The sequence below is a fragment of the Halobacillus sp. ABA4_118 genome, from assembly GCF_056160205.1.
Genome location: NZ_JBSWWS010000001.1, coordinates 3,315,276 through 3,334,814, shown reverse-complemented (window position 1 = coordinate 3,334,814; position 19,539 = coordinate 3,315,276). Strand labels below are relative to the sequence as shown.

21 protein-coding genes are annotated in these 19,539 nt (G+C 46.6%); all 21 read right to left on the bottom strand.

Translation table 11 applies throughout. From position 1 onward, the window contains the following. Positions 1–31: 31 nt before the first annotated feature. The 21 genes from ACXAGL_RS17070 to rplS all read right to left on the bottom strand — a co-directional run bounded on the left by ACXAGL_RS17070 (position 32) and on the right by rplS (position 19,481). Positions 32–616: a MotE family protein gene (locus tag ACXAGL_RS17070; RefSeq protein ID WP_474991905.1), complete on the bottom strand. Its 585-nt coding sequence runs from the start codon at positions 614–616 to the stop codon at positions 32–34. A gap of 4 nt (positions 617–620) precedes the next feature. After that, the gene (fliJ, locus tag ACXAGL_RS17065; RefSeq protein ID WP_474968496.1) at positions 621–1,073 is read right to left on the bottom strand and encodes a flagellar export protein FliJ; all 453 of its coding nucleotides are present in this window, start codon (positions 1,071–1,073) and stop codon (positions 621–623) included. A gap of 12 nt (positions 1,074–1,085) precedes the next feature. Continuing rightward, positions 1,086–2,393, bottom strand: a complete 1,308-nt coding sequence (fliI, locus tag ACXAGL_RS17060; RefSeq protein ID WP_474991903.1) for a flagellar protein export ATPase FliI — start codon at positions 2,391–2,393, stop codon at positions 1,086–1,088. Continuing rightward, positions 2,386–3,126: a flagellar assembly protein FliH gene (gene fliH, locus ACXAGL_RS17055; RefSeq protein ID WP_474968494.1), complete on the bottom strand. Its 741-nt coding sequence runs from the start codon at positions 3,124–3,126 to the stop codon at positions 2,386–2,388. Before fliH ends, fliI begins: the two co-directional genes overlap by 8 nt. Further along, positions 3,119–4,132, bottom strand: coding sequence for a flagellar motor switch protein FliG (gene fliG, locus ACXAGL_RS17050; RefSeq protein ID WP_027954204.1), 1,014 nt, complete (start codon positions 4,130–4,132; stop codon positions 3,119–3,121). The genes fliH and fliG overlap by 8 nt, the downstream gene beginning before the upstream one ends. Positions 4,133–4,144: 12 nt before the next feature. Then, positions 4,145–5,752 carry a flagellar basal-body MS-ring/collar protein FliF gene (gene fliF, locus ACXAGL_RS17045; RefSeq protein ID WP_474991901.1) on the bottom strand — a complete coding sequence of 536 codons (1,608 nt, stop codon included), beginning with the start codon at positions 5,750–5,752 and terminating at the stop codon, positions 4,145–4,147. 62 nt (positions 5,753–5,814) lie between these two features. Then, entirely contained in the window at positions 5,815–6,117 is a 303-nt protein-coding gene (fliE, locus tag ACXAGL_RS17040) for a flagellar hook-basal body complex protein FliE (RefSeq protein ID WP_474972312.1), read from the bottom strand. A gap of 29 nt (positions 6,118–6,146) precedes the next feature. Next, positions 6,147–6,596 carry a flagellar basal body rod protein FlgC gene (flgC, locus tag ACXAGL_RS17035; RefSeq protein WP_474991899.1) on the bottom strand — a complete coding sequence of 150 codons (450 nt, stop codon included), beginning with the start codon at positions 6,594–6,596 and terminating at the stop codon, positions 6,147–6,149. A gap of 3 nt (positions 6,597–6,599) precedes the next feature. Next, positions 6,600–6,989 (bottom strand): flagellar basal body rod protein FlgB, encoded by a 390-nt coding sequence (flgB, locus tag ACXAGL_RS17030; RefSeq protein WP_474970387.1) that lies wholly within the window; start codon positions 6,987–6,989, stop codon positions 6,600–6,602. 323 nt (positions 6,990–7,312) lie between these two features. After that, positions 7,313–8,092, bottom strand: a complete 780-nt coding sequence (gene codY, locus ACXAGL_RS17025) for a GTP-sensing pleiotropic transcriptional regulator CodY (protein ID WP_027954199.1) — start codon at positions 8,090–8,092, stop codon at positions 7,313–7,315. Between the two features lie 26 nt (positions 8,093–8,118). After that, entirely contained in the window at positions 8,119–9,516 is a 1,398-nt protein-coding gene (gene hslU / locus ACXAGL_RS17020) for an HslU--HslV peptidase ATPase subunit (RefSeq protein ID WP_474991897.1), read from the bottom strand. A gap of 12 nt (positions 9,517–9,528) precedes the next feature. Continuing rightward, the gene (hslV, locus tag ACXAGL_RS17015; RefSeq protein ID WP_027954197.1) at positions 9,529–10,074 is read right to left on the bottom strand and encodes an ATP-dependent protease subunit HslV; all 546 of its coding nucleotides are present in this window, start codon (positions 10,072–10,074) and stop codon (positions 9,529–9,531) included. Positions 10,075–10,079: 5 nt separating this feature from the next. After that, positions 10,080–10,979, bottom strand: coding sequence for a tyrosine recombinase XerC (xerC, locus tag ACXAGL_RS17010; RefSeq protein WP_474968490.1), 900 nt, complete (start codon positions 10,977–10,979; stop codon positions 10,080–10,082). A gap of 287 nt (positions 10,980–11,266) precedes the next feature. Then, entirely contained in the window at positions 11,267–13,342 is a 2,076-nt protein-coding gene (gene topA, locus ACXAGL_RS17005; protein ID WP_474968489.1) for a type I DNA topoisomerase, read from the bottom strand. A gap of 158 nt (positions 13,343–13,500) precedes the next feature. Continuing rightward, on the bottom strand, positions 13,501–14,382 hold the full coding sequence (gene dprA / locus ACXAGL_RS17000) for a DNA-processing protein DprA (RefSeq protein ID WP_474968488.1): 882 nt from the start codon (positions 14,380–14,382) through the stop codon (positions 13,501–13,503). A gap of 75 nt (positions 14,383–14,457) precedes the next feature. Next, positions 14,458–15,360: a succinate--CoA ligase subunit alpha gene (gene sucD / locus ACXAGL_RS16995; protein WP_027954193.1), complete on the bottom strand. Its 903-nt coding sequence runs from the start codon at positions 15,358–15,360 to the stop codon at positions 14,458–14,460. A gap of 17 nt (positions 15,361–15,377) precedes the next feature. After that, on the bottom strand, positions 15,378–16,538 hold the full coding sequence (gene sucC, locus ACXAGL_RS16990) for an ADP-forming succinate--CoA ligase subunit beta (RefSeq protein WP_474968487.1): 1,161 nt from the start codon (positions 16,536–16,538) through the stop codon (positions 15,378–15,380). A gap of 214 nt (positions 16,539–16,752) precedes the next feature. After that, complete coding sequence (locus ACXAGL_RS16985) at positions 16,753–17,514, bottom strand: ribonuclease HII (protein ID WP_474971475.1); 762 nt, start codon at positions 17,512–17,514, stop codon at positions 16,753–16,755. Positions 17,515–17,615: 101 nt separating this feature from the next. After that, positions 17,616–18,458 carry a ribosome biogenesis GTPase YlqF gene (gene ylqF / locus ACXAGL_RS16980; RefSeq protein ID WP_474968485.1) on the bottom strand — a complete coding sequence of 281 codons (843 nt, stop codon included), beginning with the start codon at positions 18,456–18,458 and terminating at the stop codon, positions 17,616–17,618. A 10-nt stretch (positions 18,459–18,468) separates the two neighbouring features. Continuing rightward, on the bottom strand, positions 18,469–19,020 hold the full coding sequence (gene lepB / locus ACXAGL_RS16975) for a signal peptidase I (RefSeq protein ID WP_474991894.1): 552 nt from the start codon (positions 19,018–19,020) through the stop codon (positions 18,469–18,471). A 116-nt stretch (positions 19,021–19,136) separates the two neighbouring features. Beyond that, positions 19,137–19,481, bottom strand: coding sequence for a 50S ribosomal protein L19 (gene rplS, locus ACXAGL_RS16970; protein WP_027954188.1), 345 nt, complete (start codon positions 19,479–19,481; stop codon positions 19,137–19,139). Positions 19,482–19,539 lie beyond the last annotated feature (58 nt).

Below are 19,539 nucleotides of genomic sequence, written 5' to 3'. Positions count from 1 at the left end.
ATCTTCTTCACCTCCTTATCGAATGTGTCGTTTATTCATCCATTAAACGGACGGCAATCTCGGCTGCGGCTGCCGATTCCATAGCGCTTAAAATCGTTCCACGTTCTTTATTCGTAATCTCTTTTAGAACGAGTACAGCTTTATCCTGATTCATTTCCTGTAAAATGGGCGCTGCATCTTCTGCGTCCATCTCACGGAACGACAAGGCCAGATCCTTGACAGAATCTTCAGCCTCCTCTTCCTGCACGGCCGGCTGGGAAGCTTCTTCCAAATCGGCTTGAAGCTGAAGGATTTGTCTATCCTTCTCTTCCAACAATGATTCTTTGTCTGAAGACTCCTGCTTCAATTGGTTGATTTCAGCTTCTTTGTTTGCCAGTGCTGCCTCGAGACGATCACTTGTTTCACCGGTCGATTCTGCTTCATTGGAAGAAATGATTGTTGAAAGTCCGGGAATGGCAGACGCCGCTTTTCCAACCTCTTTGGAAACGTTCATCCCTGACAGTGTCAGTACTACCCATGCGAGGACAGCAAGAAAGATAACGGGAATAAAGACAGCGAGCATGATTTTACCTAAGGAACGCTCTTTTGTTGGGGTGTTTTTTATTTTTCCAGCCATACCATCACCTGTTTAAGAAATTTAAGTATTGATTCATGGACAGTTCATCCATGCGTGCATTTTCTTCGTATTTCATCCACTGCACTTCTTCTTCTTCCTTCATTTCTATTAATTTTTCATACTTTTTCACTTCGATGTAAGCATCTGTCAGAACAGTTTGAGCGTGCTCCATTTTCATACGGGCCTGTTGGACGAACGGCTGCAGATCATCGACGATGGCTTCTAAATGTTCAATATACTGCCGGTGTTGAACGAAAGCGCCGGCCGGGAGAGTCCCCCGTGATAAGGAGTCGTTGAACTGTTCAACTGCCTGCTCTTTTTCCCTGAGCCTTTCATACAGTTCCCGGGCCCGTTTTTCAAAGGTTTCTACTGCTTTTTGGTACTCTTTCTGCTTTTCATGCTTGTCTTTATCTCTTAAGTCCTTAATCTTTTGATAGGTTTGGACAACGGCCGTCATTTACATATCCCCCTAGTCAAATAACCCTTTCAAATCTTCCACCGAACCTTCATAGCTTGCCGGTTCATATACATCCTGCTTTAAAAACTTCACCAGGTGCGGAAAGTAGGAAATCGATTCATCAATGTCCCGGCTGGACCCTTTTTTATAAGCGCCAATTTGAATCAATTCTCTGTTCTCTTCATACGTTGCCAGATGAGCACGGAGCTGGGATGCTGCATGAGCATGTTCCTCTGTGACAATCTGCTTCATCACGCGGCTGATGGATTTCAGGATATTGACTGCCGGAAACCTTCCCTGCTCAGCCAGTTTACGATCAAGAACAAAATGGCCGTCCAGAATACCACGGACTGTATCGGCGATCGGTTCGTTTAAATCGTCCCCATCTACGAGAACAGTATAGAAGGCTGTGATCGTCCCCCTGCTGGAAGCCCCTGTCCGTTCCAAAAGCTTTGGAAGGAGAGCGAAGACAGACGGCGTATACCCTTTCGTAGTGGGGGGTTCGCCTGTGGCCAGACCGATTTCACGCTGGGCCATTGCAAACCTTGTGACGGAATCCATCATCAGGTTGACGTTATAGCCAAGGTCACGGAAATACTCACTGATGGCAGTCGCAGTATAAGCCCCTTTCACTCTCATTAAAGCCGGTTGATCTGAAGTTGCCACAACAACAATGGACCGCCTCAAGCCTTCTTCTCCAAGATCATGTTCGATAAATTCCCGGACTTCCCGGCCTCTCTCTCCGATTAAGGCGATCACATTCAAATCCGCCGAGCTGTTACGGGCAATCATGCCCATCAACGTACTTTTTCCAACACCACTGCCTGCAAAAATTCCTACACGCTGCCCTTTGCCCACACTCAACAAGGAATCTACTGCGCGGACACCGACTTGTATCGGCTCTCTTACCGGCGGCCTCGATAAAGGGTTCGGGGGGGCCTGAATCGTCGGATATTCCTTCAAACCCTTGGGCAGACGGCTTCCGTCCAGCGGCTGTCCGGAGGCATCCAGAACACTCCCGATCAAGCCTCTGCCCACATGAATGTTCAAGGGGGATCCAGTAGCTTCCACAAGACTTCCAGGACTGATATGGGTCACTTCCTGATAAGGCATAAGCAGAATGTTTTCATCATGGAAGCCGACCACTTCCGCCTGAATCGTTGCTTGTCCATGTATCGGCGAATGAATGGTACACACTTCTCCGATCGAAGCCTCCGGACCTTTGGACTCAATCATCAGACCGACGACGCGGTGAATTTTACCGTAGCGCTTATACGTATCTGCCCGGCGGATCACGGATTCAAAAAAAGATTCATTCATCTGCATCCGCCCTTTCTGCAGCTTTCAAGACGGCTTTACGAAGTTCTGTCAGCTGTGTGTCAATTCCTGCATCGATAATTCCAAATGGGGATTCGACTCTGCATGTAAAAGGAGGAAGTTCTGCCTCAACGTATATGGAAAGGTCTGTATTGTGACGGACAGCTTCATGAAGCTCTTCTCTCTGCTCTTGTAAAAGACCGAACTGATCCGGGTGAACATAGATGGTCACTTCTGGCTGCGCCTGCACTTCTTCAATGGCTGCACTGACCAAAGGAAGGAACGCTTCCGGTTGTTCCATCAGTTGTTTTTTTACGATTTTCTCCGCACACGTCAAGGCAAGATCCAGGATCATACGTTCACTTTCCTTTACCTTTTCTTTTTGAAGGATCCCGGCTTTTTCAACGACAAGATTCGCTTGTTCGATCCGGCTTTCATACACCTGTCTGCCTTCCTCCTGCCCTTTAGATGTTCCTTCTTCAAAGCCTTTCCGGAAGGCTTCATTTTCAATGACTTTTCTTTCTTCCTCCCAGGTCTGTTTCATTGCTTCAATTTCGGCAGCCGTCTGCTGGATCAGCTCCTGCTTTCTAGTCTGCAGATGATGGATGTCCTGTTGAAGGGAATCCTTGTGGTTCTCCAGATTCTCTGAGCTGTATTCCTCTTCAGAAGGATGGGGGACTGGATTTACTTTCTTGATTTGAATGACCCTGCCGGTATCCTGTGGATAGTTAGACAATGATGTCATCTCCTCCGCCTCTGGCGATAATGATCTCGCCAATGTCTTCTAAATGTCGAATAGTGGAAACGACCCTCGTTTGAGCTTCTTCCACATCACGCAGACGTACAGGACCCATGAACTCCATTTCTTCTTTAAAGGTCTGGGCCATACGGTCGGACATATTATTGAAGACAACTTCTTTCACTTCTTCACTGGACACCTTAAGCGCCAGACGCAGATCATCTTGGTCAACATCTCTGACTACACGCTGGACAGCCCGGTTATCGAGGGCGACGATATCTTCAAAGACAAACATCCGTTTTTTAATTTCCTCTGCCAGGTTTGGATCCTGGGTTTCCAGGGAATCTAAAATGGTACGCTCTGTGCTGCGGTCAACCCCGTTCAATACTTCGACAACGGCCTGAATACCACCCGTTTCCGTGTAATCGTTTGTGACGGTGGCCGATAATTTCTTTTCAAGAATCTGCTCCACCTGACTGATGATTTCAGGAGACGTCGAATCCATTACGGCAATCCTCCTCGCCACATCGCCCTGCTGCTGCTGTGGAAGTTCTGATAAGACTTGTCCAGCCTGCTCAGCATCCAGGTATGAAAGGACGAGAGCGATCGTCTGCGGATGTTCATTTTGAATGAAATTTAAAATCTGTCCGGGATCCGCCCTTCTGGCAAAATCGAACGGCTTCACCTGAAGAGAAGAGGTCAGACGACCGATGATATTTGACGCTTCTTCCACGCCCAGTGCCTTTTCAAGGATTGTTTTGGCATATCCGATGCCTCCCTGGGAAATGTAGTCCTGGGCTAAAGCAATTTGATGGAACTGATCGAGAATATCTTCTTTCTTGTCAGCTTCCACTTTTTGAACAGAAGAAATCTCCAACGTGAGCTGTTCAATCTCTTCTTCTGTCAAATGTTTATATACCTGTGCAGCAACGTCGGGTCCCAGAGATATGAGGAGGACGGCTGCTTTTTGTTTTCCTGTCAGTGTCTGCTTGTTCAAAGCCATCTTCAGACCTCCTTAATCATCCGAAATCCAGGAGCGCAGTAACTTCGCAAAATCCTCTGGCTTTTCTTTCGCCATCTTTTCCAGCTGTTTCCGTTTTTGAGTTGATTCATCTTCTTTTTCCTTTATTTCCGGAATTTCTGTTTTTTCTTCAGGTACGGCGCTTTCCTCTGTATACACGTAAAATTCTTCTTCTTCCTCTTCCTTGTTCCGTCTCAATAATCTCCAGATTAGAATAATGATGACCAGAAGCAGCCCTCCAGCCACGATGTAGGCCCAAAACGGAAGCCCCGTAGACGTTTCACCGGTTGGAAATTCCACTTGGCCGCTGAATTCCTGGAATACGATCGAAACCTTTCCGTCGGTATTCTCCTGCTCGTATTCTTCATTGATGGATGTTGTAATCATCGAGTCTACAATCGATTGAACACTTTCCTGAACGGTCTGCTCTTCTGCTGCAGTCAAATACTCAACAGAGCCGTCTTCGTTCACGGACTTTTTATTATCCACTGCCACCTGAATACCGAGGTCACGTACTTTATACGGACTTTCCTCTATATTTTTCTTAATCCGGTTGAATTCATTATTGATCGTTTCTTTTTTCATTTCATAATCGCCGCTTCCGGTTTCGCCGGCTTCATAGTTCGGAATATCTTCGTCCCCTGTTCCGGCCGTTCCGCCTTCGGGTACAGCACCGTCCTCGTATGTCTCTTCAATCAATTCCATACTTACAGGGAGCCCTGCCATCGTTTCGGGATCCACCGGTTCCACAAGCTCTTCCACACGGTTTTCTTTAGTAAAATCAATATCTGCCGTTACGGTTGCAATCACTTTCTGCTCCCCGATCATCATTCCGAGCATATGCTGCAGCCGTTGTTTGATATCTTTTTCAATATCTGATTTGACCTTCTGCTGGTATGTATACATCTCTTCCTGTCCAGCCATTTCAGATTGATTGTCAAAATAATTGAAATTTTGATCCATGATGACGATATTATCTTTAGACAAGTCAGGTACAGACTTGGAAACCAGGTTATAAAGCGTTTCAACCTGGCCCGCTTCCAGCTGATACCCCGGCTGGACATCAAGGACAACAGACGCCGAAGCATTCGCTTCGGCATCAGCAGCAAAAAGCTGTTCTTCAGGCATGTTAATCATCACTTTTGCATTTTCAATCCCTTGAATACCTGTGATCAATCCAGCCAGTTCCGTCTGCATAGCATCCAGTTTGATGACATCAAATTCATTGTCTGTCATCCCCCACGAGATGTTATTACTGAAAAAGCTGTAGTCGATCGTTCCACTGTTCGGAATGCCCGAAGCGGCCAGATCTACAAGAAGCCCTTCCACCTCTGAGTCAGGAACAAGAATGCTTGTCCCCCCCTGGTCCAGCTCATAAGGGATGCCGCGTGTATCCAGTTCCGCTTTAATCTGTCCGGCCTCCTGAACAGTAATATCCTTGTAGAGAGGTACCATCCCCGTGTTGGATGCCAGCACACTGATCACGATTAAAGCAATAACCAGCACAGCTCCTGCTGTTGTCATCAAGCTGCGCTGTCCTTTGCTGCGGCTTTTCCAAAAAGCAGTCAGCCGCTCTTTATATCCATGTAATTGCTCTTTCATAACTGCCCCCAAAAAAATTACGATTCAACCGAATCGTATAATGCAAATCTTCTCATGAACTGCTATACCTGCATGCGCATCATTTCTTTATACGCGTCGATGACTTTGCTCTGCACTTCCACAGCTGTCTGCATCGTAATACCGGCTTTCTGGGATGCAATCATGACATCATGGAGATCATCGATGTCGCCAGTGGCAAGAGCCTTCGTTTTTTCGTCTGATACGACTTGAACGTGATTCAACTGATCCACGGCGTTCTTTAACTGACCGGAAAATGACTGATGGGCCTCACTCGGGGAAACCCCTTTCTGCCACTGTGACTGCACAGGTTCGGATATGGATTTCACACTCGTTAATGGAATCATTTCTGCCATCCGTTATCTATCCCCTTTCTTTATCTGCCAATCTCTAAAGCTTTCATCAGCATGCTTTTCGAAGCGTTCAGCGATGTAACGCTTGCTTCATATGAGCGTGTTGCACTCATCATATCCACCATTTCCTGCAGGGGATCCACGTTGGGAACTTGAACATATCCTTCATCATCCGCATCCGGATGGGACGGGTTGTACGCCATCTTGAAAGGTTCTTCGTCCTCCACAATTTCCGAAGCCTTCACACCTGATGTATGGCCGGTCTCTGTGGATTGCTGCAGGACGTGCTTGAAATTCTGCTTCTCCGGTTCCAAAACAACCATCTTCCGTTGGTATGGTTCCCACTCTCCATTTTCATTGATGGAAGCCCTCGTGGAATTCGCATTGGCAATGTTGGATGATGCCACATCCATACGCAGCCTCTGGGCCGTCAATGCACTGCCGCTGGCGTTCATAGCCTGAAATATACTCATCGATTAACCACCACCTTTTAATACGGATTGAAGACTTTGAAACTTCCCGTTCATACGTTCCACGAGCGCTTGATATTGGATCTGGTTCTGTGCCAGCTCGTTCATCTCCTTATCTATATCCACATTGTTTCCGTTCGGATGATAGGATGAATCGTTTTTCTTATATGTAGTATAGGATTGACCAGCGCCACCGCTGAAGTTGATATGTCCGGCATGTGTAGTTTTCGTCTGGAACGACGTTTCCTTGGCAAGGATATCTTTGAATGCCACCCCTTCTGCCTTGTATCCCGGCGTATCTACATTGGCGATATTATTGGATAACGCTTTGTTTTTGGCCGCAGAATAATCAAGAGCACCCTGAAGGGACGTAAACGTGTCATTAAACAGGCTCACCTTTCCACCTCTATCCTTCATTCGACATTTTTTCCATATCCCATCTTCAATTTTAAAAAAATTACTTAAAATTTGTCTATACAATCCTGACTTTTTTTACGAGAGTATTACAAATAGTACATATTAACTATGATTAAATACCTTATAAAGTGTATGATAATGGAAAAATTGTCGAATAGAATCTTATAATGAACATTATGTCATAAAAGTGTGTCGAATAGTATGTATTTATTAGAATATAAAAAAATAATCCAATAGGCACAAAGAGAGGCAGGATGTTATAAAAAGGGTTTAAAAAAAAGCAGGCACACGGCCTGCTTTTTTTAGTTTGTGCGAAGCTTCTGTAGCTCCAGCAAGAAATTATTATTAAGAACTTTAATATAGGTTCCCTTCATCCCAAGAGAACGGGACTCGATGACTCCTGCACTTTCCAGTTTGCGAAGTGCATTTACGATGACAGAACGGGTGATTCCCACGCGGTCGGCAATTTTACTTGCCACCAGCAGGCCTTCATTGCCTTCCAGTTCATCAAAAATGTGTTCAATGGCTTCAAGTTCGCTGTAGGACAGGGAGCTGATCGCCATTTGCACAACAGCTTTGCTCCGTGCTTCCTGCTCGATTTCCTCTGTTTTCTCATGAAGAATCTCCATTCCTACAACCGTGGCACCATATTCGGCTAGAAGCAGGTCATCGTCATTGAAATTTCCGTTAAGACGGCTCAGAATCAATGTACCGAGGCGCTGTCCGCCCCCGATGATTGGAACGATGGTTGTCAGACCGTTCTCAAACAAATCGCGGTTTTCAATAGGGAAGGCGGTATATTCACTGTCGATATCAATATCAGGGGTTGTCTCCTGGATATTGAACAGACTCTGGGTATACTCCTGAGGGAACTGGCGGTCAGAAAGCATCGCCTTCATACGCTCGTTCTCAATTTCCTGATTAATCGCAAAGCCGAGAAGCTTTCCGCGACGGCTCAGTACGAATGTGTTGGCTTCAATGACATCACGCATGGTAGCGGACATATCATTGAAGTCGACGGACTTTCCTGTTGTTTTCTGCAGCATTGCATTGATCTTACGTGCACGATCTAGTAGTTTCATGTGCATTTCCTCCTTGTTGATCTCTCCTACAAGATAAATCGGCTGAGATCTTTGTTTTTAACAATTGATGATAATTTACTGTCTACATACTGTGGTGTAATTTCGATAGTTTCCATCATGACATCCGGAGCTTCAAACGAAAGATCCTCAAGCAGTTTTTCGAGAATCGTATGAAGTCTGCGGGCACCGATATTATCTGTTTCCTGATTCACTTCATGAGCGATTTCTGCGAGTCTGGTAACAGCATCGTCAGAAAATTCAACCTTTATACCTTCAATTTCAAGTAAAGCTTTATATTGTTTTAAAAGCGCATTGGAAGGCTCCATTAATATACGCTTGAAATCGGCCACACTGAGTTTGTTAAGCTCGACCCGGATCGGAAAGCGGCCCTGTAATTCAGGGATCAGGTCGGAGGGTTTGGACATATGGAAGGCGCCTGCTGCTACGAAGAGGATGTGATCGGTCGCTACAGGTCCATATTTCGTTACAATCGTGGATCCCTCCACAATCGGAAGAATATCACGCTGGACACCTTCACGGGATACATTCCCCTGGTTGTCCCCTTTTGCCGCGACCTTATCAATCTCATCGATAAAGATCATCCCGGACTGCTCTACTTTATAAACCGCTTCCTGTCCAACTTCATCCATATCCACAAGTTTTCCCGCTTCTTCCTGGGTCAGAACTTTTCTCGCTTCTGATACGGAAAGGCGGCGCTTTTTCTTTTTCTTAGGCATAAACTGGCTGAATGCATCCTGCATGTTCATCCCCATCTGTTCCATTCCTGAACCTTGGAGCATATCAAACATGGAAGACTGCGATTCTTCGACCTCTATCGTCACCATCCGGTCTTCCAGCTCACCCATATCGAGCTGGTGGCGGATCCGGCTCCGCTTCGTTTCGATTTCGGCTTCTTCCTGGGACTCGTCGGGTTGGTTGTCCTGCTGGCCATTTTGGTTAAACAGCATTTCAAAAGGATTCTTGAAATTATTATTCTGCTTCTTCTTGGATGGAACGAGAAGCTTAACCAGTCTCTTATCCGCCTGTTCTTCGGCCCGGTCCTTGACCGCGTCCATTTTCTCTTCCTTGACCATACGGACCGCCATTTCGACGAGGTCGCGCACCATGGATTCGACGTCACGGCCGACATAGCCGACTTCCGTGAATTTGGTGGCCTCTACTTTTACAAAAGGAGCGCCTGTAAGCTTGGCAAGCCTGCGGGCGATTTCTGTTTTACCAACGCCTGTCGGACCCATCATCAAAATATTCTTCGGAACAATTTCATCCTTCAGCTCATCGGTCAGCTGCATACGGCGGTAACGGTTCCTAAGAGCAATAGCGACGGAGCGTTTGGCGCTGTCCTGTCCAATAATGTATTGATCCAGTTTTTCTACAATTTGTTTAGGGGTTAACTGTATAGACATTCCTGGTCCTCCTTATTCGAGAACTTCCAAAACGATCTGATCATTTGTAAACACACAGATTTCTCCGGCAATTTCCAACGCAGCTCTTGCGATATCCGGAGCGGACTGATCCGGGGAGTATCTCTTTAATGCGCGTCCGGCGCTGAGCGCAAAGTTTCCGCCGGATCCGATGGCAAGTATTCCGTCATCTGGTTCAATGACTTCCCCTGTTCCGGAGACGAGAAACATTTTTTCCTTATCCATTACAATCAGCATGGCTTCAAGCTTCCTTAATACCTGGTCACTGCGCCACTCCTTGGCCAGTTCCACAGAGGCTCTTGCCAGATTGCCGTCATAACTTTCAAGCTTGCCTTCAAATTTCTCGAAAAGTGTAAAAGCATCGGCTACGGAACCGGCGAAGCCGGCGAGTACCTGATCGTTGAACAGTCTTCTCACTTTCCTGGCTGTATGCTTCATCACTACCTGATTTCCTAATGTCACCTGTCCGTCCCCGCTCATGGCTGACTTCCCATTGTGCTGGACGGCGAAAATAGTCGTTGCGTGAAATTGCTGATCCATATGATTCACCTCTTATTCGCTCTTGGATGGCTGTTCATATATACATTTCTCAGTCGATCCTTGGTTACATGCGTATAGATCTGCGTGGAAGATAAATGCTCATGGCCGAGCAGTTCCTGAACGGACCGCATATCAGCCCCCTCGTTCAGCATATGTGTAGCAAACGTATGCCGGAGCTTATGAGGGTGAACATCCACAGTTAACGCAGCTTCTTTCACCATTTTATTTAAAATCAAACGAATTCCATCAGCCGTAAGCGGTCCACCCCGGGCATTGAGAAACAATGTCCGGACAGGGTCCTTTTGTTTAGACGATAAGTCAAGACGGCCGTCTTCCATGTATGTTCGGAGCGCTTGTGAAGCTGACTTTCCAAAAGGAACATACCGCTCTTTTCTTCCCTTTCCGAGGACAAGAGCTGTGTTCAGGGAAAAGTCCAGGTCTCCTGTTTTCAACTGGACACATTCACTCACACGAATCCCCGTTCCATACAACAGTTCGAGAAGAGCCTGATTTCTCTGTCCGAGTGGATCTGTCAGATCACTGACTTGAAAAAGCTGATCCAGTTCCTGTTCATAAAAGAAATTAGGAATAGGAGCTTCCGCTTTAGGAAGCGACACATTGGCGAACGGGTTGCTGTCAAACCAATTCTCCCTTTCTAGATACTTAAAAAAACTCCGGAGGCTGGACACTTTCCTGGAAACAGTTTTTCTCGCGTACCCTGCTTCATACTGCTTTGTTAAAAATACTCGGACGGTCGAATAATCACAGCTCTCAATGGCTGTCCCTTCCGCATGAAGGAAAGTATAGAACTCATCAATATCTCTGCCGTAATGCTTGATTGTCAAAGGCGACGCGTTCTTTTCAATCTGAAGGTACTCCATAAACGATTCTTTATAGGAATGCATGAGTTTTTCACCTCACAAAGGCGATTAAATTTTATCACACCATTGACTGAATAAACAATGGATTTAATTAAAATGTAACAAAATTCTGAATTGTTTCCAAGTCTAAACAATTAATTGGAAAAGATTACAGGATTTCCGGCTCCAGCTGCTGTGCCATCAGTGCTGTCAAGTATGTAGCCTTACCAAAGCGTAATTATAGCGTCCAACTCCACCCGTGTCAATTAAAATAATTGGAAAGAGCCTATGACTATAAGGATAGTCATAGGCTCTTGAAAATATAACAGGACTCAAGCCTGCGGTTCTTCTTTATAATCACAGCTGGTACATTGGATCTGGGTACCTTTCTTGACTTTCTTCTCTACAAGCAGCGACTCACATTTCGGACATGGCCGGCTGATCGGTTTATCCCAGGAAATAAAGTCGCAGTCCGGATAGTTTTCACATCCAAAGAACTTCCGATTTTTCTTACTTTTTCTTTCTACTACTTCTCCGTCTTTACACTTCGGACAAGTGACTCCGACTTTCTTCAAAATCGGCTTCGTATTCCGGCACTCCGGGAAGTTGGAACAGGCGAGGAACTTTCCGTAGCGTCCCATCTTATAAACCATTTCATGGCCGCATTTTTCACAATCAATGCCTGCCGGCTCATCCTTAATTTCCACTTCTTCCATTTCTTTTTCTGCTTTTTCCAGTCTCGGCTGAAAACCTTGATAGAACTGGCCGATAATGTTGACCCATTCCTCTTTGCCTTCTTCAATGGCATCCAGGTCATCTTCCATTTCCTTCGTAAACGCCGCATCAATGATTTCCGGAAAGTACTCGCGCAGCTGATCAAGGACGATTTCGCCAAGCTCGGTTGGAACAAATCGTTTATTATCCAATGCGACATATCCGCGGCGCTGGATGGTATCAAGCGTAGGGGCGTAAGTGGAAGGGCGTCCAATCCCCAGTTCTTCCAGCGTTTTTACAAGGCGCGCTTCGGTATAGCGTGGAGGCGGCTGAGTAAAGTGCTGGTTCGGCTTGATTTCCTCTGCCTTCACCGTCATGCCTTCCTCGAGATGAGGCAGGAGTTTATCCTTTTCCTTCTTGTTGTCATCATTGCCTTCGACATAGACTTTCATGAAACCTTTGAATTTGACCTCAGAGCCCGTCGCACGGAACTCCACCCCTTCATTGGTCATGTGTACGGTCATCGTGTCAAGGACAGCCGGTGCCATTTGACTGGCTATGAAACGGTCCCAGATCAGCTTATAAAGACGGTACTGGTCCCTGGAGAGGATACTCTTCATCGCTTTAGGGTCTCGATCAGCCCCTGTCGGCCGGATCGCTTCGTGGGCATCCTGTGCCCCTTCCTGCTTTTTAGCCGCTTTGCCGGCACCAAGAAACTCTTTCCCGAAATTGTTTTCCACGTACTGTTTGGCGTCATCCTTTGCAGAATTCGAAAGACGTGTGGAGTCGGTACGCATATAGGTGATCAAACCAGTGATCCCCTGTTTGCCGCCGAGATCAATCCCTTCATAAAGCTGCTGGGCAATCATCATCGTCTTCTTAGCCCTGAAGTTGAGCTTTCGCGCCGCTTCCTGCTGGAGGGAGGACGTTGTGAATGGAAGCGAAGGATTCCGCCGCCTTTCCCGCTTGTTTACTTTGTCTACTGTAAAGTTTCTGCCATCCAGACGGGACTGGATCGTTTCCACATCCTGCTGAGTCTTAAGTTCCTGCTTCTTACCATCGACACCATAGAAAGACCCTTCAAAAGGCTCCTTCTCCTTCAGGAAATCAGCTTCAATCGTCCAGTATTCTTCAGGCTGGAATTTCTTGATTTCATTCTCGCGGTCAATAATAATTTTTACTGCAACGGATTGTACGCGCCCGGCACTCAGCCCTTTTTTCACCTTTTTCCAGAGAATCGGGCTGATGTTGTATCCTACAAGTCTGTCAAGAATACGTCTGGCCTGCTGAGCGTCCACAAGATCGGAATCGATGCTCCGCGGCTGTTTAAAGGAATCTTTAATGGCTTCTTTAGTGATCTCATTAAATACGACACGGCATTTGGACTGGTCATCAATGTCCAGGCTGTGGGCAAGGTGCCAGGCGATGGCTTCCCCTTCACGGTCGGGGTCGGCTGCAAGATAGACTTTCTTAGCCTTCTTAGCGGCCGTCTTCAACTCTTTTAATACCGGACCTTTGCCTCGTATCGTAATGTACTTCGGTTCAAATTCATGTTCCACGTCCACACCCATTTGACTCTTTGGAAGGTCACGGACATGCCCGAGGGAAGCTTTAACTTTATATTTTTTTCCAAGATAGCGTTCAATTGTTTTTGCTTTTGCAGGTGATTCCACTATTACAAGATAATCTGCCATACAGGTTCCTCCCATAGAGGTGTTTTCTCTATAAATTTTACATAAAATAAATCTTCCCTATTATTAAATACAATGAAACCGTTTGTCAAACCGGTCCTCTCTCTTTATTAGGGAATAACGACTAATTCTTCTTAGTACTGTACCACCTTTGTCACCGATTATTCAAATTTTTCAAACCAGTCTTCAGCTATGTCTTGGTACGTGTGAACAAGCTTGGCCCCTTCATTTATAAGGTGGTGGCATCCCTCACTTGTCGGGCTTCCCGCCGGACCTGGAAGGGCATACACACTTCTCCCCTGCTCCAGAGCCTGATCCACCGTAATCATTGTCCCACTTCTCATTTTTGCTTCAATGACAAATGTGGCTGGGCTCAATCCTGAAATAAGCCGGTTACGTTCAGGGAAGTGATATTTCTTCGGCGGTATATCAGGAGGGTATTCACTAATGACTATATGATGATCAGCCATTTGTTTATACAAAGAAAGATTGTTTGAAGGGTAAATATGCTCAAAACCCGACCCAAGAACAGCAGCCGTCTTCCCCCCATTATAAACAGCGAGGGTGTGCGCATACTGATCAATTCCATAAGCCATCCCGCTGACAATCAAAGCTCCCTGATGAATGAGTGGGGTGAGCACCTGTTTCATTGCCGGGAAAGCGTAGGAAGAGGGTTTTCTTGTACCGATAACGCTGAGGGAAAAAACGTTGGAGAGTAGATGGGGATGGCCCTCCATATATAACACGAGAGGAGGGTCGGGAATGGTGCGGAACATAGGAGGAAACTGGTCATCAAACCACGTTAAAATGGTATACCTCCGAAGATAGTTGTCGAGTTTCTTCATTATATTAGGGTCTTTCAGCCTTCGATAAATCATTTGGGAGGTGCGGATAGGAGTGCCTGTTAAAGAAGCGAATTCTTTTGGGGAAAGGTTTGTGAGGAAATCAAGTTCAGGGTCCGATGTCAGCAGGGTTCTTATTCGTGCTCTGCTTATTATCGAAAGACTGTGCAGGCCGATCAGTCTGATTCGTTTGGAATTCATACAGCACCTCATTTGTATTGGATTTCATGATAAGGAGACCGCATCTGTATAGATACGGCCTCCCCGGGCTACCACTTAATGGGTCTTACATTTATCGAAAAGATTTTCATTTTTCAACACTTCAATAAGGGTTTCTCCCATGACAGACGGAGTCTCTGCCACTTGAATCCCACACTCATTCATGACACGGATTTTCTCATCCGCTGTTCCTTTACCTCCGGAAATGATGGCACCCGCGTGCCCCATACGTTTCCCTGGAGGGGCTGTTCTGCCTCCGATAAAGCCGACAACAGGTTTGTTCATGTTCGCTTTCACCCATTCAGCCGCTTCTTCCTCAGCAGTGCCTCCGATTTCACCAATCATAATGACCGCTTCTGTATCGTCATCCTCATTGAAGGCTTTTAAGACATCAATAAAGTCGGTTCCATTTACAGGGTCACCACCGATACCGACGGCTGTTGATTGACCGATCCCTGCCTCAGAAAGCTGGTGTACGGCTTCATACGTCAATGTACCGGATCGGGATACTACCCCAACATGGCCTTTCTTATGGATGTATCCAGGCATGATGCCGATTTTACATTCATCCGGCGTAATCACTCCCGGGCAGTTCGGCCCGACAAGACGGGTCTTCCTGCCTTCCATATACCGTTTCACTTTAATCATATCCAGAACAGGAATATGTTCGGTAATGCAGATGGCCAGATCCATTTCTGCATCTGTCGCTTCCATGATGGCATCTGCAGCAAATGGGGCAGGTACATAGATGACCGAAGCGTTGGCACCTGTTTTTTCAACCGCTTCTGACACGGTATTGAATACGGGAATGCCTTCCACTTCTGTACCGCCTTTGCCTGGTGTTACTCCACCGACGATCTGTGTGCCGTATTCCACCATCTGCTTGGTGTGAAACAAGGCTGTTGATCCTGTAATCCCTTGAACAATCACTTTAGTATCCTTGTTAATAAATACACTCATCTCATTCCCCGCCTTTCCTACTTCACTAGTTCCACGATTTTTTGTGCGCCTTCTGCCATGGAATCTGCAGAAGTAATGTTCAAACCGGATTCATCAAGGATTTTCTTCCCGTCCTCGACGTTGGTTCCTTCGAGTCGGACAACAAGCGGAAGCGTCAAACCGATCTGCTTCGTCGCTGCAACGACACCTTCAGCAATGACATCACATTTCATAATGCCTCCGAAAATGTTAACGAAAATCCCTTTTACGTTATCGTCGGATAGAATAATTTTGAAAGCTTCGGTGACTTTCTCCGTCGTCGCACCGCCGCCGACATCAAGGAAGTTCGCCGGATCACCGCTGTAGTGCTTGATTGTATCCATCGTCGCCATAGCCAGTCCAGCGCCGTTAACCATGCAGCCGATATTGCCATCCAGGGCGATATAGCTGAGGTCATACTTGGATGCTTCCACTTCTTTCGGATCTTCTTCATCCAGATCACGAAGCTCCATGATATCTTTTTGACGGAACAGAGCATTGTCGTCAAAATTCAATTTTGTATCCAGGGCAAGGACATCTCCGTCTCCAGTCGTGACCAGGGGATTGATTTCAGCTACGGAGCAGTCCTTTTTAACGAACACATCATACAATCCAAGCATGAACTTGACCGCTTTACCGACGGCTTCTTTAGGGATGTTGATATTGAATGCCAGACGTCTTGCCTGGAAAGGAGTCAGACCTGTAACCGGATCAATGACTTCCTTGAAGATTTTTTCCGGAGTTTCAGATGCCACTTCCTCAATCTCCGTACCACCCTCCTCAGAGGCCATCATCGTTACGCGGCTTGTCGCGCGGTCAAGGACAAGACCGACATAATATTCACTTTGAATGTCGCACCCTTCCTCGATGAGTAAGCGCTTAACTTCTTTGCCTTCTGGTCCAGTCTGATGGGTGACAAGCGTTGAACCTAGTATGTCATCGGCATATGTACGGACTTCATCAAGATTTTTGGCGATTTTCACTCCGCCCGCTTTTCCACGCCCACCTGCATGGATCTGCGCTTTCACGACAGTAACGCTGCTGCCAAGCTTCTCTGCTGCCTCAACAGCTTCATCGACTGTATAAGCTACGTATCCATTTGGCACAGAAACGCCAAAATCACGCATGATTTGTTTTCCTTGATACTCATGAATGTTCATGTTTCATCCTCCCATCAATTTTCACTGCATGTACATTGTATAAAAAAACGCTGTCAATTGTCCATAAAAAGCGTGATATCTGTCGAAAAATTCAATAGATTAACAAAAATTATCTTATGTAAACAAAAGGAAGCAGGAACCGGTCCGATCCTGCTCCCCCCTGTTCCTGCTTCCTTTGAAGAGGCTGTTTCAATAACGAAAACGCCCCCTCCTTCTAGAGCATGTTTTTAACGGGAGCAAAGGTTTTCCTGTGTACAGGGGTGATTCCATAGGTTTCAAGGGCCCTAAGATGATCTTTTGTTCCATAGCCCTGGTTGGACTTGAACTGGTAACCCGGATACACTTCATCGAGTTCTGCCATCATCCGGTCCCTCGTTACCTTGGCAACCACACTGGCTGCAGCGATCGATACACTCCGCTGGTCCCCCTTGATCAGTTTCGTTTCACTCCATCCGTCACCGAGCGTCATCGCATCGACCAGAAGGTGATCCGGCTCGTGTTTCAACTGGGATACGGCCCGTTTCATAGCGAGCCTGGCGGCCTGATAGATATTGAGCTGATCGATTTCCCTGCTGGATACAATACCGGCTGCCCAGTCGGCATCTCTCGTAATCTGTTCATAGAAACTTTCCCGCCTGGATTCTGAAAGCTGCTTGGAATCATAGAGACCTTCCAAATAATAATCATCAGGAAGGACAACCGCTCCTGCGACGACCGGACCAGCAAGCGGCCCCCTGCCGGCTTCATCAATACCGCATACATACTGGCGCTCACCTGCCCAGGCTTTTTTTTCAAACTCGAGCATGTCTTCATACTGCTTTCGAAGGGCTTCTCTTTTCTTCTGCCTGTCTGTATACTGCTTTAACAGCTGCTGGACCCCTTTGCGGGTATCCCCGGACAGTTCCTCCCATTCGGCTTCTGTCGGCTTCTGTGCCTGCAGCATGGCTTTAATTTCATTGATTGTACGTTTGGACATGATGGCTCCTCCGTTTCTTTTCGTTCGACTGTCGGATCTACAAGGTTCACACCCATAAAAAAAGCGCTCCAGGCACGGGCCTGCAGCGCTCATTCCTGCATCTATTCAGGAGTTTCCAGACTGATCAGCCCGAGTTTTCCTGTGCGTAAATCCTGAAGAATAATATCGGACACTTTTTCAAAATTTACGTGGCCCCCGCTTTCCAGGCAGCCCCGTTTTTTACCAATGTGCTCAAAAACGTCCATCATATCATCAACCTGGTCCAGCCCGAACCGATGTTCAAGCATACTTGGATATTCCCGGCTGAGAAAATCAATCACGTAGGCGGCCACATCTTCCTTAGGCAGAATTTGATCCTTGATCGTTCCGATGGACGCGAGACGGTATCCGACCTCTTCTTCCTCAAATTTAGGCCAGAGGATTCCCGGTGTATCCAGCAGTTCAAATTCTTTCTTCACTTTAATCCACTGCTGTTTCGTCGTAACCCCTGGTTTATCTCCCGTTTTGGCGGCTCTTTTATTTACAAGACGGTTGATCAGCGTCGATTTTCCGACGTTCGGGATACCGATAATCATCGCTCTTGATGCTCTTGGACGAATGCCCTTGGCCACGAGCTTATCGATTTTTTCCTTCCCGAGGGCTTTTGCCTTCTGAATTACCCGCTGGACATCCTGCTTTTGATTGGCTTCAATCGCAACAGCGGGAATACTTTTGTTTTGGAAATAGTCAATCCACTGCTCTGTGACTGCAGGATCAGCCAGATCCTTTTTCATCAGCACAACCATTTTCGGCTTTTCCTGAAGAATCCCGTGAAGCATCGGGTTCTGTGAAGATAAAGGTGCTCGGGCATCGACAAGTTCAATGACAAAGTCGACGAGCTTTAATTTTTCTGCTACTTCCCGTTTCGCTTTTGCCATGTGCCCGGGAAACCATTGTATACTCATGTAAATCCTCCTAATTAACGATACGGATGCGGTCCAGCGGCCAGTAGGATAACACAGCTTCTCCAACCAGCTGTTCTTCCGGAATCATGCCGAGGACGCGGCTGTCGGTGGAATTGTCCCGGTTATCCCCAAGAACAAAGACATGACCTTCAGGCACTTTCTCAAAACCACCTGGAATGTCCTCTTCCATCCTGAAGTCGCTGGTCAGTATGCTGCCTTCCGGAAGCTGTGCCTTTCTTTCCTCAAGAAAGGGCTCCTCCACCCGTTCGCCATTCACATATAACTGATCATTTTCATAGGCGATGTGATCCCCTGGGATACCGATGACCCGTTTTATGTAATCTTTCTGTTCTGTTGCATGAAAAACGACGACATCAAACCGATCAGGAGAAGTCAGACGTTTATGCAGCTTACTCACAATGAGGTGATCTCCACTATGAAGTGTCGTAAGCATAGACGGTCCTTCGACGACAACAGGTGCAAAAATAAATACCCGTACAATCACTGCCAGAACAGCAGCGATGGCAAATGCTTTGACCCAGTCCAACCACTGTTGCTTCATTTCCCCACTTCCCTGTCTTATGACGTTCATCTCCGCTGTTTTCATCGTATAACAGCTGGAACTTATTATAAAGTAGAAAAAAGGAGCTTGGCATACGCAAGCTCCTTTTCACCGGTTTAGATAATTTCTTTAATACGTGCTGCTTTACCACGAAGGTTACGTAGATAGTAAAGTTTCGCACGGCGTACTTTACCACGACGGGAACGTTCGATTTTAGCAATACGTGGTGAATGAACTGGGAATGTACGCTCAACACCTGTGCCGTAAGTAATCTTACGAACTGTGAATGTTTCGCTGATTCCACCGTTCTGACGTTTAATAACAACACCTTCGAATACCTGGATACGCTCACGGGTGCCCTCGACAACCTTCACGTGTACTTTGACAGTGTCACCAGGACGGAAGTCAGGGTGATCTGTACGAAGCTGTTCTTTTGTAATGTCATGAATCAACTGTTGCATGATCTTCACTCCTTTTTAACTAATGCTCTTGTCTTCTAAGAGGCAGCGGAACATCGTT